General features: G+C 68.9%; 13 protein-coding genes and 3 pseudogenes. 8 read left to right on the top strand and 8 right to left on the bottom strand.

Annotated elements, in window-relative coordinates; all coding sequences use genetic code 11:
- The 3 genes and pseudogenes from ACZ5NW_RS37420 to ACZ5NW_RS37410 form a co-directional block, all read left to right on the top strand.
- Positions 1 to 360 (top strand): annotated as a pseudogene (locus tag ACZ5NW_RS37420) (MFS transporter); the annotation flags it as partial.
- A 1933-nt stretch (positions 361 to 2293) separates the two neighbouring features.
- Complete coding sequence (locus tag ACZ5NW_RS37415) at positions 2294 to 3103, top strand: DUF6585 family protein (RefSeq protein WP_468748513.1); 810 nt, start codon at positions 2294 to 2296, stop codon at positions 3101 to 3103.
- Positions 3104 to 3320: 217 nt separating this feature from the next.
- Positions 3321 to 3554 carry a hypothetical protein gene (locus ACZ5NW_RS37410; protein ID WP_468748512.1) on the top strand — a complete coding sequence of 78 codons (234 nt, stop codon included), beginning with the start codon at positions 3321 to 3323 and terminating at the stop codon, positions 3552 to 3554.
- Positions 3555 to 3572: 18 nt separating this feature from the next.
- Here the strand turns inward: ACZ5NW_RS37410 and ACZ5NW_RS37405 are convergent.
- From ACZ5NW_RS37405 to ACZ5NW_RS37390, 4 genes and pseudogenes are all read right to left on the bottom strand, one after another.
- Positions 3573 to 4529 (bottom strand): annotated as a pseudogene (locus ACZ5NW_RS37405) (IS5 family transposase); the annotation flags it as partial.
- Between the two features lie 15 nt (positions 4530 to 4544).
- Positions 4545 to 4823 carry a transposase gene (locus ACZ5NW_RS37400; RefSeq protein WP_468748511.1) on the bottom strand — a complete coding sequence of 93 codons (279 nt, stop codon included), beginning with the start codon at positions 4821 to 4823 and terminating at the stop codon, positions 4545 to 4547.
- A 14-nt stretch (positions 4824 to 4837) separates the two neighbouring features.
- Positions 4838 to 5689, bottom strand: a complete 852-nt coding sequence (locus tag ACZ5NW_RS37395) for a putative RNA methyltransferase (RefSeq protein WP_468748510.1) — start codon at positions 5687 to 5689, stop codon at positions 4838 to 4840.
- A 388-nt stretch (positions 5690 to 6077) separates the two neighbouring features.
- On the bottom strand, positions 6078 to 7382 hold the full coding sequence (locus ACZ5NW_RS37390; RefSeq protein WP_468748509.1) for an MFS transporter: 1305 nt from the start codon (positions 7380 to 7382) through the stop codon (positions 6078 to 6080).
- Positions 7383 to 7438: 56 nt separating this feature from the next.
- Here ACZ5NW_RS37390 and ACZ5NW_RS37385 point away from each other — a divergent pair, with 56 nt between their 5' ends.
- Positions 7439 to 8419 carry an ArsR/SmtB family transcription factor gene (locus tag ACZ5NW_RS37385; protein WP_468748508.1) on the top strand — a complete coding sequence of 327 codons (981 nt, stop codon included), beginning with the start codon at positions 7439 to 7441 and terminating at the stop codon, positions 8417 to 8419.
- A 1355-nt stretch (positions 8420 to 9774) separates the two neighbouring features.
- Here the strand turns inward: ACZ5NW_RS37385 and ACZ5NW_RS37380 are convergent.
- Entirely contained in the window at positions 9775 to 9900 is a 126-nt protein-coding gene (locus tag ACZ5NW_RS37380) for a hypothetical protein (RefSeq protein WP_468748507.1), read from the bottom strand.
- A gap of 170 nt (positions 9901 to 10070) precedes the next feature.
- Between ACZ5NW_RS37380 and ACZ5NW_RS37375 the strand changes: the two genes are divergently transcribed.
- The 3 genes and pseudogenes from ACZ5NW_RS37375 (at position 10071) to ACZ5NW_RS37365 (ending at position 10946) form a co-directional block, all read left to right on the top strand.
- Complete coding sequence (locus ACZ5NW_RS37375; protein WP_468748515.1) at positions 10071 to 10532, top strand: hypothetical protein; 462 nt, start codon at positions 10071 to 10073, stop codon at positions 10530 to 10532.
- Positions 10506 to 10782, top strand: a pseudogene (locus tag ACZ5NW_RS37370) (hypothetical protein); the annotation flags it as partial. The gene ACZ5NW_RS37375 and the pseudogene ACZ5NW_RS37370, both read left to right, overlap by 27 nt.
- Positions 10783 to 10784: 2 nt before the next feature.
- Positions 10785 to 10946, top strand: a complete 162-nt coding sequence (locus ACZ5NW_RS37365) for a hypothetical protein (protein ID WP_468748514.1) — start codon at positions 10785 to 10787, stop codon at positions 10944 to 10946.
- Between the two features lie 852 nt (positions 10947 to 11798).
- On the opposite strand, the gene ACZ5NW_RS37360 is transcribed toward ACZ5NW_RS37365, so the two are convergent.
- The 3 genes from ACZ5NW_RS37360 to ACZ5NW_RS37350 all read right to left on the bottom strand — a co-directional run bounded on the left by ACZ5NW_RS37360 (position 11799) and on the right by ACZ5NW_RS37350 (position 13365).
- Positions 11799 to 12011, bottom strand: coding sequence for a DUF4287 domain-containing protein (locus tag ACZ5NW_RS37360; RefSeq protein ID WP_468748506.1), 213 nt, complete (start codon positions 12009 to 12011; stop codon positions 11799 to 11801).
- A gap of 61 nt (positions 12012 to 12072) precedes the next feature.
- Entirely contained in the window at positions 12073 to 12645 is a 573-nt protein-coding gene (locus ACZ5NW_RS37355; RefSeq protein ID WP_468748505.1) for a dihydrofolate reductase family protein, read from the bottom strand.
- 159 nt (positions 12646 to 12804) lie between these two features.
- Entirely contained in the window at positions 12805 to 13365 is a 561-nt protein-coding gene (locus tag ACZ5NW_RS37350) for a dihydrofolate reductase family protein (RefSeq protein ID WP_468748504.1), read from the bottom strand.
- Between the two features lie 133 nt (positions 13366 to 13498).
- Between ACZ5NW_RS37350 and ACZ5NW_RS37345 the strand changes: the two genes are divergently transcribed.
- A complete protein-coding gene (locus ACZ5NW_RS37345) occupies positions 13499 to 14170 on the top strand; it encodes a TetR/AcrR family transcriptional regulator (RefSeq protein WP_468748503.1) in 672 nt (223 codons plus the stop codon).
- The last annotated feature ends 18 nt before the right edge of the window (positions 14171 to 14188 follow it).

Raw genomic sequence — 14188 nt, 5'->3', positions numbered from 1 at the left:
GGCCTGATCCTGCTGGGTCTCGGCATCGGCGCGGTGATGTCCACCGCGTTCCAGGGGGCGACCTCGGGCATTCACCACGAGGACGCGGGTGTCGCTTCGGCGCTGATCAACACCGGTCAGCAAATCGGCGGCTCCATCAGCACGGCACTGCTGACCACCGTCGCCTCGTCGGCCGCGACCGACTACCTGACTTCGCACAAGCCCAGCGCGCTGGCCGCCGCGCAGGCCGGGGTCGAGGGCTACACGGCCACCCTGGCCTGGGGCTCCGGGTTCTTCGTGGTCGGTGCGGTGATCGCCGCGTTCCTGATCCCGAATCGGGCTCTGGCGCCGTCCGAGGGCGAGCCCGTGATGGCCCACTGAGTCTGGATCCACCCCAGAGATGCCCTGCTACCTGCGATGACTGTCGTTCTCAGGACACGAATCAGCGCAGGAAAGCAGGGCGTCTCCAGGTGATGGACCCGCCGGCAGGAGATGCTGGTCCAGGAGCTCGCACGGCGACTGGGGCCGACCCCGACCGGCCGGAGAACCCAGGCCGACCGCAGCACGTCCATCGTCGGCTGCAGCGGGGCCGGCTTCCAGCCCGTCACCTCCCGGACGAAGCCGACCTTGTGCGCGGCGGCCTCATTCCAGCCGCGGTCCAGGACGGGCAGGCGAAGCCAGTTGAGCGGCTCCCCAGTTCCGGCGTGCACAGGGGCTTGGGCTCGAACCTGATGGACATTCTCCAGCAGTCCATACACGACGGCCGCGCCGACCACGGCGAGGTAGAGCAGCCGCCGCGGGAGCCAGCGCTGAGGCCGCAGGATACCGACGCCCACGCGCAGTCTCGATCGGGTGATCGCAGCTGGCCGCGGGTATGAGAACAGGGCCTCTTGGTAGCTCGGGGTTGCGGAGCCAAGCGGGATCCCGGAGACCCTGTTGCCGCAGTTGTGTGTGCTCGCGCCGGTGGAGTTCAACTCGGCTGCACCGACGTGTGATGGTGTTGCTCACCGGTTCGGGAACGCGGCCGGTCATCCGGAACGTGTTCGGCGGTGCCCTTCGGACATAATGGACGCGGGGTGGCTCGTGGCCCGGCCGCTGCTGCCGGTGCCGGGCTGGCTGCGTGGCCGGGGCGGCCGACCATATGCCCGCGGCGACCGATGCTGCCCGACGGCGCCGGGCCGCGCCAGCCAGCCGCGCGCGACCATGCGTTTCGCCTTCGATCGCAGTGCCTCCACCCGAGCCGGCACCACGTCCATGCCAAGGCGGCGGCCATCTCCTGGCGGGTCAGCTGCCCTTGGCCGAGCCGCCCCGGGCGAGGGCTTTCAGGATGCGCTGGTAGTCGACCGACAGCACCGACCAGGCCAGCCCCTGCCGCCACACGGCACCTGCGTCTTCGGCTTCGCCGCATTCCGGACCGTCGACCGCGCGACATCATTCTGCGGATCCGCAGTGGCCTCCGCCTCGGCCGTGTCAGCGTCGCCCGGAGCCAGCACAGTATCGACCCGCCTGCGGGCGATCACCCACTCCTGCCACTCCTGCTCGGCTGCGGCCAGCTCGGCCTGGACGCGGTCGGCCTCCTCTCGCAGCTCGCCCACCGCCGACGAGCAGCAAGCCCATGCAGTTCCAGCAGCCCAACGACCGACGGCATCCGCGACTTCCCGAAGAGCGGCGATACGACAGGCCACAGCTCTCACGGAATCATCAGCGCTATACCTGAACAGCCCAAACACCACTTTCAGGCTCGGAAAGACAACAGCTTCTTATCCGGCCGTATCTGAGCGGGCCTCGGCCGCTGGCTGCAGACCCGGAGTGTGTCGGAGCGTCACTCCCGTCCGTCTCCGCTCAGAACGTGGTCTCCGGAGCCGCCGCGGTCACCGGGGCACCGGCCTGGTCATCCCGCACCGCCGCGAACGCGGCCAGGTCGAACAGCGGGAGTGCCTGAGGTTGGCCAGATGCGTGGCGTGTGTCTCGCCTGGCAGGCCGTAGATCAGGTTGAGGCCGGGCAGCAGCTTCGGCAGCCCACGCTCACCCCGTTGTGCGCCGACCTCGTTCAGGTACTCGACGGCGCGCAGCAGGATGTCCTCGGTGCAGGTGAGCGGCGTCTACGTCACGAGAAAGGTCGGCTTCGACTTCGGCCACGCTTCCCCCGGGGGCTGATCTTGCGATGATCGCGCTCGCGTGACGTACCTCTCCTTCCGGTTCCTCTTCGCTCTCGCTCAACTCCTTGGCGTTCACCCATACTTGGATGCCTCGCCCGATACCGGCGACACACCGGACCGATCCGGGCGGACCGTATGCAACGAGGGGGATTCTCATGAGGGACGTCGGAGAGGCGCCGCGCTCGATGCGCGACGCGGCGCAGGAACTCGGCCTCGGCGCCCGCAAGGGGCTGGTGGCCAACTCCCCGAGGTCCCTCCCCTGGGCACCCCTGATCGGGCTGACGCTGGTGAGCGTGCTTCTGCTGACCGTGGCGGTGACCTTCGCCGTCAACGACCAGCGGACGGAGGGTGCCTGGTACTACTCGCTGCCGCTGCTGATTCTGGCGATGGTGCCGCCGGCGGTCCTCGTGTGGCTCCTGGTCGCGTGGTCGCGCGGCCGCGACCACCAGAGGTGGATCGCCTGGTACGAAGGCGGGGTGGTCTACCACGCAGAGGGCTTCGAGATCTACGCGTACCCGTGGGCGCAGATCGATTCCCTCGCTCGGCACGACGTCAAGGTCACCAACGGCGTCGTCAGCGCCACGACGCGCAAGCTGCACGTGCGGGCGACCGACGGCCTGTCGTTCACCGTGAGCGACGACGAGTACGCCGGGATGGTGCCCTTCGCCGAGGGCCTGACGGACACGTTCAGCCGTGCCCGGATGGCGGAGGACGCTGCCCGTCTGGAGGCCGGCGAATGCCTGTGGTTCGGCGTCCTGGGCATGACGCTGGGCGGTGTGGGGCAGGAGGACAAGCGCATCGGCTGGGACGAGGTGGAGCGGATCGACGTCAAGCACGGCGACGTGCGGATCCACCGCCGGGGCCAGCGCACGGCCTGGCTCAAGGTACCGGCGCCCGGCTTCCCGAACCTACTGGTCTTCCTGAGCCTCGCCGACGCGTTGAGACGCTCGGCCTCCACCGGATGAGGAGCCCGTAGCGGCGACATACCGGCTGGGGCAGGGCCCCGGCCCACTTCGCAGCGCGCCAACCACCTTCCAACCTTCCGGTCTTGAGGGGTGCGCGTCGAACGGGAGTCTCGATCGGGGGATCGCAGCTGGCCGCGGGTATGAGAACAGGGCGGTAAAGGTCGAAGGCCAGTAGGTTCGTGTAGTCCGAGCGTGGGGCCGAGTCGCAGGGGTGCGCATGAGCGATAGCGAGGTCACGATCAAGCTCACGAGTGACGAGGCACTGGTGCTGTCGCACTGGCTGGAGAGGCTCCAGATGACGGACCTCAGCCGTGTTGTCGACGATCCAGCGGTCTGGGGGCCGATCCATCGGATCGCCGGAACGCTGGACAAGGCGCTTCCTGAGCTGTTCACGCCTGACTATGACCAGCGGCTTGAGGCCGCTCGGCAGAGGCTGCGGCCGGAGGACTGATCGAGCGGCCTCAACTCCTCACCGAGCAGCGGCAGGTTGGGGCTCGTAGAAGGTTCCGTCGCGGAGCATGGCGAAGAGCACGTGGGCGCGGCGTCTGGCGAGGCAGAGCAGGGCTTGGGTGTGGTGTTTGCCCTGGGCGATCTTCTCGTCGTAGTACGCCCGGGATGCCGGGTTGCCCAGGGCGGCGAACGCGGAGAGGAAGAAGGCGCGTTTGAGCTGCTTGTTTCCCCGTCTGGGGGGTTGTTCGCCGCGGACTGAGGAGCCCGAGCTCCGGGTCGCCGGTGCGAGACCTGCATAGGCGGCCAGGTGTCCGGGGGTCGGGAAGGTGCTGCCGTCACCGACCTTGATCAGGAGGCGGGCTCCGGTCCTGGCGCCGACTCCTGACATCGACGTCAGGACCTTCGAAAGAGGGAGCGGTACCCCAACATCCTCACAGTCATAGCGGGTGGCCAGGCCCCGCCACTGCTTGAGCAGGCCAAAAGATCGCTCCACGACGTTCCTGCGCTTGTAGGCCTCGGTGTCCAGAGTGCGGGGTCGTCCGCCGCCGCTGCCCCTTCTCTTGCGGTTGGCCTGCTGACCAGCGCGTTCGGGGATCACAGTGCGGATGCCACGCGTCGCGAGGTCTGCGCGAACCTGCTTGGAGGAGTACGCCTTATCTGCGAGCAGAGCGTCCGGCGTGGTGCGCAGCCTGCCGCGGTCGAGTCGCGGGACCCGGATGTCGCCCAGCAAGAGGGGGAGGACCTGTGCGTCGTGGACCTGGCCCGGAGTGACTACGACGGCCAGCGGGCGACCGTCGCCGTCTACGGCGTGATGGATTTCGGTTGTCAGGCCCCCGCGTGATCGACCTATTGCGTGGCCCGCTGGCTCACTCCCGGTCGCAGGAGCTTCGCTCTCGCGGAGGCGAGCGGCGGCGCTGGTGTCCATCTCAGGTCGGGCCGTGTTCGTGGCGTGCTGATGGGCCCGGTTGAATGTCGAGTCAACCGAGACCGTTCAGTCGATTTCGTCGATCGAGTCCGTCTGGGCGGTCAGTTGCGCCAGAACCGTGTCCCAGGTGCCGTCAGCTGCCCACCTGAGAGGACCCTTCCATACCGTCTGCCGGGGACCGAACTCTTCGCGGGGTAGATCCCTCCAGGGGATTCCGGTGCGGTACCGGTAGATGATCCCTTCGATGATGCGACGGTGGTCGGCGAACTGGCGCCGTGTCTTCCCCGCGTTGCGGGGAAGACACGGCGCCAGGCGCGCCCACTGCTCGTCGGTCAGCAGGCGCATGCGCCCGCTCGTGGTCACCGAGGCTGGTAGGCGGTGGCCAGCACGGAGACGGTGACCTGATCTGGCAGGAAGCGGCCATCATTCAGGTCTGCGCGGCTCACGTGACGTGCGCTCGGCGTCATCGCTATCAGGTCCAGGGCATCCAGCCTGGACAGGGTCGCGGGGTACTCCACCTCTTCGGTGACTGATACCTCGAAGAAGGGGTCCAGGGCCTGGTGCAGGCGCCGTTCCTTGGCTGGGTCGATCGTGACCATCGAAGGCAACCGGCCGCGCAGCTCCGCCAGGTGCCGCCCGGTGGGACGGACCACGATCAACCGGCCGGTCGGGCGCAGCACGCGGTGGAACTCGGCCGGGTTGCGCGGGGCGAACACGTTCAGCACGGCATCAGCCGCCCCATCCACCAGTGGGAGGGGACGGAAGACGTCCCAGGCCACCGCGGCGCCCCGCTCGTGGGCTCGGGCTGCCGAGCGAAGTGCGCGTACTGATGTGTCCAGGCCCAGACCGCGGGCGCCGGGCAGCTGGTCGAGTACACCGGCCAGGTAGTAACCCGTGCCGCACCCTGCGTCCACAACTGTGGCCTGCTCAGACGCGGTGTCGGCCGCCAGGCGGGCCCCGACTTCGCGGATGGGCGCGTAGGTGCCAGCGGACAGGAATCGGGCCCGGGCCTGGACCATGGCCGCGTCGTCGCCGCTGGTGGCGCGGGTGCCCGTCAGCAGGCTGGCGTAGCCGTGGCGGGCGATGTCGAAGGAATGGCCCACCGGGCAGCGCAGTGCGCCGCGGCCTGGGTGCAGGGGGCGCGTGCGGCACGTTGGGCAACGCAGCAGGTCGAGGGACAGCTCAAGGGCAGGGGGAAGCGACACGGGCACGAGGCACTCCTGGCAAGGGTGAAGGGAAGAGTCCGTGCCTGCACGCGCGCCCAGAGTGTCACTGCCTCAGGAAGGAGCGGGCAGCGTCGGGAACGTGGTTCACGCAGCAGGCACACCAAGGAGGGCGACGCCGTCCGGCATCGCCCTCAGCGCCTTCCGATCACAGAAAGCAGCAGTGCGGGGTGCTCATGAATGCCACGTCATGAGTCTACGAGAATCGACGAAGCCCCTGATGCCCCGCCCAAGTTGGGAGACACGACCTAGTACTCCAGTCTGGTTTCGTGATCTACCCGATGGGTTCGCTGGGGGCCCGTCGTCGGTAGTGGCTGCGCCGGGCTGTGGTCTGGTGGCGTCTGCGCCACCGGCAAGGGTAGGCACCGTGACGGCGCTATTTCCTCGAAGGATCTTCGGCTTGCGCTCGGCCATCGACGGGTCTCGTGCGGTCGGTTCGGGCAACGCCCCACCGCATGCGGCGTGCCCCCATAAGAACACTGCCGGACCGGTGCTGCCCGGCGGCGGTCAGATGCCGTACGAGCGCAGCCGCGGTGAGCAGCGCCAGCAGCCCGCACACGCCGGCCCAGCCGGCGGCGTCCCAGGCCCGGGCGCCCAGCCAGGAGCCGGCGCTGCCGCCGAGATAGGCGCAGGTCATGTACGCGGTGCCGAGCCGGCTGCGGGCGTCGTCGCGCAGGGCGTAGACGCGGGTGACGTTGGCGACCATCCCGCACTGCATCGCCACGTCCAGCAGCAGCGTTCCCGCGACCAGCGCCGACAGCCCCACGGCCCCGCCCAGCGCACCGGCCACGAGCACTCCGGCGGAGGCGAGCGTGCCCAGCAGGCAGACCAGGTTCACCACGTCAGGCCCGCGCCGGTCCACGACCCGCCCGGCGAGCGGCGTGGCCACCATGGTCACCGCCCCCACCAGCGCGAGCAGCCCCGCGGACGGCGCGCCCAGTGCGTACACCGGACCGGTCAGCAACAGCACCACACACGTCCACACCGCCGAGAAGCCGGCGAACACGCAGGCCTGGTAGAAGCAGGAGCGGCGCAGTTCGGGCTCCTCCCGGAGGAGGCGCAAGGGGGCGGCGATCAGGCCGAGGTAGGGGGTGTGGGTGTCTGCCGTTGCGGGCGTAGTCGCCGGGAGGGCCGCTCGCAGGACGACGGCCAGCAGCAGCATCACTGCCGCGGCCGCCAGATAGGGGGCCCGCCAGCCCAGGGTGTCGGCGAGCGTACCGCCGAAGGTCCGCGAGAGCAGGATGCCGCCGATGGAGCCGCTGAGCAGCGTCCCCGATACCTCACCGCGCCGCTCGGGGGCGGCCAGCCCCGCGGCGAGCGGGCCAACGACGGAGGCGGCGACGGTGGTCAGGCCGACAAAGGCGGAGGCGGCGGTGAGCGCGGGCAGGGTGGGCGCGCAGCCCGCGGCGAGCAGGCCGAGCGCGGTGAGGCAGAGCAGGACGGTGAGCACCGGCCGGTGGGGGAGCCGGTCGCCGAGCGGCGCGAGGAGGAAGTTCCCAGCCGCGTAGCCGACCTGGGTGGCGGTGACGGTGAGGGCCGCGGCGCCCGCGGAGACGCCGAGGCCAGCGGCGGCGAGTGGGGTGACGGCCTGCGCGAAGTACAAGTTGCCCACGGCGGCGGCGCAGGTGAGCGCGAGCAGGAGGACGAGCCGGCGGCTCAGGTGCGGCTGCGGTGCTGTCATGCCCGTATCCCACGGCGCGTGGGCGCCCGGCGGGAACAGATGTAGCGTATGCCTTAATGATCAGCTTCGCTCTCGGGGTCGAGGACGTCGCCGACACCCGCTTCGCACTGTCGCCGCTGCACGAGGCGGTGTGCAGCCTGCGCGTACTGCGCGAGCCCGGTCTTTCGGCGGTGCACCTGCCGTGGCGCCGGGCGGTCCTCGGCCGGCTCTCCGGCCTGGACACCGGCCTGCTGCTATCGCTGGTCGCGCAGCGCCGCACCCTGCCGGACTTCCTCACGCCGCGGCCGGCCGCGTTCTCGGCGTCCTTCGCGGAGGAGCTGGCGGTCGTACGGCAGGCCACGCCCGCCCTCGTACGCCGCGATCTGCGCGATACGCACGCTCCCGATCCGCTGCCTTCGCCGCTGCAGGCGGCGTCAGAGGGCGACGACACAGCGGTGCTCGCCCTCCGGGACGCGATCTGCGAACTGCTGCAGGCCTATTGGGAGGTCGCGATCGAGCCGTGGTGGCCGCAGATGCGCCTGGTACTGGAGGCCGACATGACCTACCGGGCGCGGCAGCTCGCCACGGGCGGGGTACGGCTGCTGTTCGCCGACATGCACCCCGATCTCCTCTGGCGGGACGGGGTGCTGGAGATGCACCGGATGATCGGACCCGGTTTCCATACGGAGGCTGCGGGGCGCGGCCTGCTGCTGGTGCCGTCGGTGTTCGCCCACAAGCCGGCTCCGCCGGTGACGGCGGCGGTCGCGCCGATGCTGGCGTATCCCAGCCGGGGCGTGGCGACGCTCTGGTCCGAGCCGCCGCCTGCATCACCGGGTGCCATCTCCGACCTGCTCGGCGCGACGCGGGCACAGCTGCTGCGGGTGCTGGAGGAGCCACTGGCCACGGTGGAGCTGGCGCGCCGCTTCCGCATCACGCCGAGCGCGGTCTCCCAGCACCTGCGAGTGCTGCACGCGACGGGTCTGGTCACGCGGGCGCGGGACGGGCGGCAGGTGCTGTACCGGCGGAGCGGGCTGGGGGACGGGCTGCTGGGGAGGTAGGCGTTGGCAAGAAGCAGGAGACGCACTGCTCTCCTGGGGGCGCCAGTGGCTCGCCTCCGGCGGCATGCGGTGACACACCCATGCTCGGTTCGTCGGCGGCAAAGGCGGCGCACCTGAGATCGGGGTCCCGGCCGCAGCTGCCCGCGGCGCCGCCATCCGCCAGCAGCTCCGCGAAATGCCGCCCCCGTGGTCGCGGACGCGCTCGGCTACCACCACAAGACCACCACCCGGCTCCACAACGAATCGGCGGCACAGGGAGTCGATACGCCCCAGGGGATCACGGAAGGTCACCAGCGAGCTGGGCTCCTCGGAGAACCAGCGACAGTTGATTACGCGAGCCCACCAGTAGCAGAGGGCCGAAGCCGGTCGGAGAGATCTCCCCTCCGACCTGCTTCGGTGCCTGGTATCTCCGTCACGGCCAGAGTCGAGCAGCGGCGACAAAAATGCGCCGAGCGCTGGTCGTTCCGGCACAAACTCAAACGATCACCACGGTACGACCCAGAGCTGCACGTCAATGGGCCTGTTGTCGTAGCAACTCCAGCTCCGCCACCGACCGTGGAGTTCTCCATTGCTTCCTACCCTGACGCACTCGGACAGGGTCGCGTACCTGCCATACAGCACTGCGGGCGACGGTATGTCCGCAAAGGTCTGCGTGGTGTTCGAGTGGGTCACGGCGGACGCGGTGGGTGACGCCGTGGAAGCTGCCTGGGCAGGTGCCGCCATGAGGCCCAGTCCGACAGTGGTGCCGAGAGCGAGTCCTGCGATGATCTTGCGTGTGCGCATCAGTGCCCCTTCATCCAGCGAAGACCGTGCCCGAGGGACCCGGCGCTCCGCGCCTGTCTTGTCTTGTCGCTCTTGCATACGAGGCACGAAATGGCATCCGACCTGCTCCAGGTGCCGTCCATGACACTCACTGTGCGGATGCCGACCCCGCTTCCCCTCAACGAGCCCCTTGACCCGTCCGGTCAACTACGGGAGCAGCCTGCTCTACAGACCGTGGGAGAACCTGCAAGAAACCTTGAATTGCCTGCTCGCGGCAGAAGCCGCCCCGGCTGGTACGCACCGATGACGCGACATGCACAACGAGATCAAAGGGGGCGTCTTCCACGGCCCGCGATCCAGGGCCGAGACCTCACCGACCCGGCCGTCACCACCACGTTCACCACGACCCGCCTCGCGTCCGAGGCGCCGGAGGAAACCTGCAGCCGATACGCCGCGGGCGACCACACACGGTCACCAGCAGACGGGACTCCATGGGGAACTGGCGACAGTTGAATAGGCGAGCCCACCAGTACCGAGGCCGTATTAAGACCACCGCCACCCTGTCTGAACTTGGACTGGTGATGAGATGTCGCTCAGTCGTTCATGATCAGGCTGGTGTCGGCGAGGCACCCGTCGACCAGGTCCGGGGGGTACTGGACTAGCCAGTTCACCTGCTGATGCAGGGCCTGGATCTGCGTACTGAACAGATCAGTGCGCATTTCCCCGATCCCATCTGCGCAGACCAGAGTTCAGCGCTCAGGTCAGAGCGCCGACCACTGCACTCTTTTCTCTCCTCCAGATCAGCGCCGACAGCGGGACGGACTCCTCCACCTGGCGCCGGTTCCGCTCGGCGAACTACACCATCTCCGGCTACGCGCCGAAGCTGGTGGTGACCTACAACTCCTACGCCCCCGCGTCCTCGGTGGCGATCTCGCCCTGGCAAGTCAACGCCTACAACGGCAAGACGTACGTGACGTCGCTGACGCCGACGCTGTCGGCGAAGGTGACCGACGCCGATGGCGGCAACGCCCAGGCCCAGTACGAGATCACCGCGGACCCGGCCTACGCCGCCACCACCTACTCGTACACCAACTACGGCGCGAGGGTGCCCTCCGGCTCCACCTCCACCCGGACGATCGCGACGGCCTCGGCCCTTCCCCCAGACAAGCATCTGCGCTACCGGCTGCGTACCTATGAGGGCACCGACTACGGAGCCTGGTCCGGCTACACGGCGTTCGTGGTGAACGCCTCGCTGCCCGCAGCGCCGACGACCTCCTGCATCCCGTACAGCGAGAACACGTGGACGGCGAAGGCCGACAGCGGCACGACGTGCACGGTGGTGGCGCAGTAAGCCTGCGACGACTCCGGCCGCCTGCGACAGGAGTGGGCCCGCGGATCAGCCCCGAGCTGAAGACCGCCTACGCCTACGACAGCGTCGGACGCGTTGCCACGCTGACCCCGCCGATGAGCTGGCGTGGACCTTCACCTACGGCAGGGCCGGCAACGCGGCCACCGTCGGTGACGGCATGTTACTCAAGGCGTCCCGCCCGAACCTGACCTCTGGCGGCCAGAGCGAGACCGACGGCACGAACGCCACTACCAGGTGGTCTACGAGGCGCTCTTCCCGCGTGAGTTATGGAAGATAGCGCTGCAAGCCCGGCTCGCGCCGATCACGGACACCGACATCACCGCCCGCACCGAGAAGATGCGCGCCGACGGTGTCACCTCGATCAGCGTTGAGGTGGAGGTCTGCTGCCATCCGTAACTTTCTGGGCAGTCCTCCAGGCGGTTGAGGCATTGTGGGACTGCTGGCCAGTGCTGGGGTGTGTTGCCGGTGGTCAGCGCCTGTGCGCCCTGCACGCCCTCTGCCCGAATCCGGCTGGTACGGCGCATGGTCGACCGCATGGGGGACACCAGGGAACTGGAGTGTGTGGGCCGTGGCGACGGCAGCGGATGCCCGAACGGGGCTGTACTGACGATCGACGCAGGGATCCCTGAGTACCGGTGCGACGAATGCCGGCACTACTGGGAACTGGACGAGACAGAGCCGGGACGCCGGGCAGTCGCGGATGATGCGCTGACCCGGCCGTTGGGGGATCCGAGGGAGGCGGGGCCGGGTACGGCGGCGTAGTGCGACATCGCGCCGAGCGGCTCGGTCAGGGCAGGTCCGGTATGTACAGGCCAGCCGCCCGGCAGATCTGCAGCACGTCCGTCGTCGGCTGCAGCGGGGCCGGCTTCCAGCCCGTCACCTCCCGGACGAAGCCGACCTTGTGCGCGGCGGTCTCATCCCAGCCGCGGTCCAGGACGGGCAGGCGAAGCCAGTTGAGCGGCTCCCCAGTTTCGGCATGGACGGGGGCTTGTAGTGCGTGAGGAAGTCCTCCTGTTCGTAGGGACCGAACATCTTCACCAGTTCAGGATCCTGCCTCCGCCGGGTGTGTGGCGCTACCTCGAGGATGCCAGTGAAGGATGGCAGGGCGACGGTGCACAGGATGGTGACCTTGCGTGGCAAGGGCTGTCCGGACGGATCAGCCGGCTCTGCGACGTGAGATGGCGGATCCGCATCGTGGTCGACCCCGTACACGTCGGTCACCGTCGCCCGCTCCTTTTGGCGGGGGGTTCAGTTGTCGTTTGTTTCGGCGAGAGTGTGGGCGACCAGGGCGTTGGCGTGGCCGTGGCCCAGGCCGTGTTCGGTCTTGAGCCAGGCGACGAGTTCCATGTGCTTGGTCAGCGGGGAGGCGCGGATGAGGTCCTTCCACTCGGCGATCGGGCGGCCGTACTTCTTCTCGATGGAGGGGAAGTAGCTGGCAGGGCCTTTGACTGCGGCGCTCATGTCGGGTTTCCGTCCTTGTTTCGTGTGCTGCGGGTGGCGTGGTTCGGGTGGGGGAGTGTGGTCAGTGGATGACGTCGAAGACGTTCTTCTGCAGGCCGTTGGCGTAGGCCTCGTGCTCGACCAGCTTCAGTTTCTGGGTGTCCTTGTCGGTGGTGCTGAACAGGCGCTTGCCGGCGCCGAGCAGGAGCGGGAAGACGAGGAGGTGGTAGCGGTCGATCAGGCCGGCATCCGAGAGGCTCTGGTTGAGGCTGGCGCTGCCGTGGACGATGATCGGTCCGCCCTCGGTCTCCTTCAGTGCGGCGACCTCGTCGAGGGAGCGCAGGATGGTGGTCTCGCCCCAGTTGGAGACCAGGTCGCCCTCGGTGAGGGTGGTGGAGACGACGTACTTCGGCATCAGCTTGTAGTCGGCGAAGTCCGCCATGTCCGGCCATACCGGGCTGAACGCCTCGTAGCTGGTCCGGCCCAGCAGCATGGCGGTGGCTTCCTGCTGCTCGCGGCCCTTGATGTCGAACGCCTCGGGGAGGAATTCGACGTCCTTGAAGGTCCAGCCGGAGTTGCGGTAGCCGGGCTCGCCGCCGGGGGCCTCCACGACGCCGTCGAGGGAGATGAACGCGGTGCTGATCAGGGTACGCATAGTGGGTTCCTCGGTGTCTCGTGCCTGGGTAGGAAGGGGCCGGGCCGATGCTCGCTGCGCTCATGTTCGGTTCTGCGGTGCACCGGCTGTGTTCTCTGACTGCTGAGCGCGGGGGAAATCATCGGTCGCCGCCCGCCGGGCTGTTTTTCGCGGACCGGCCTAGCTGGTCCGCTGGTGACGGAGCAGGACGACCTGGGAGTCGAAGGTCCGGCTCTCGGTCAGGGTCAGGTCGATGCGCTGGCGCGGGGTGGTGAAGACGGGCTTGCCGCCGCCGAGCACGACGGGGTGGACGAAGAGGTGGTACTCGTCGATCAGCCGGTGCTCGGTGAGGAAGCCGGCCAGCGTGGAACCGCCGAACAGCAGCAGGTGCGCTCCGCTGTCCTTGAGGGCGGTCAGCTGCTCGACGACGTCGGTGTTGATGACGCGTGTGTTCCAGTCCGCCTCGGTCAGCGTCGAGGAGACGACCACCTTGGAGGCCTTGCGCCAGACGGGCGCGAACGCGAGGTCATGGGCGTGGGTGGAGAACTCCTCGGCGCGGGGCCAGAATCCGGACATCATGTCCCACACCACGCGGCCGTACAGGAAGATGTCGGCGCTGTCGGTGAGGGCTTGTGAGTAGGCGGACAGTTCGCTGTCCATGCGGGGCCAGTCGAACTCGCCGTTCGGGCCCTCGATGAAGCCGTCCAGCGACTGGTGCACGAAGTGCGTGATCTTGCCCATGAGTAGCGGTTCCCCCTTGGCGACAGGTGCCGGGACGGCCGCCGGCCGCCCTTGTGTACGATGTCCACATCCGGGGGGTGCGGTGATCCGCACCCCCCGAGTGATCAAGTGAGAGCCTAGACGACTTAAGTGGATGCTGTCCACATTGGAGGCGGCGGCCATGGCGGCAACCGGGAACGCAAAGCCCAAGCGGGACACCTACCGCCACGGCGACCTGCGCAATGCACTGATCGAGGCCGCCCTCGAACTCGCCCGCCGGGGCGGCCCGGAGGCCGTCGTACTGCGCGCCGCCACCCGGCAGGCCGGGGTCGTGCCCAACGCCGCCTACCGCCACTTCGCCGACCGCGATGCGCTGCTGCACGCCGTCTCCCAGGCGGCCATGGCCCAGGTCGCCCGCACCATGGAGGCCGAACAGGACGCCCTGCCGCCTACGCAAGACCCGGTGGCCGCCGCCCGGGCCCGCTTCCGCGCCGTCGGCACCGGCTACCTCCGCTTCGCCCAGGAGGAACCCGGCCTGTTCCGCACGGCCTTCCACGTCCCCGGCGACATGACCCACGCCGCAGCTGACACGGCTGCCGGCGTCACCGGCAAGACTCCCTTCGAGCTGCTCGGCGAAGCCCTCGACGGCCTCGTGGAGCATGGTCTGCTGCCCGAAGACCGCCGCCCCGGGGCCGAGTTCCTCGCCTGGTCCGCCGTCCACGGACTCGCCGCCCTGCTCATCGACGGCCCCCTGCGCGGCCTCCACCCCACCCAGGCCCATCAAGCCGGTCAGCACCTCATCGACATGATCGAACGCGGCATCTGACACCACCAGGCCCGACAG

The sequence above is a fragment of the Streptomyces sp. NPDC032126 genome (genome assembly GCF_055580085.1).
Note: the sequence above shows the minus strand (reverse complement) of the source record. Positions and strands in the feature narration are given on the sequence as shown.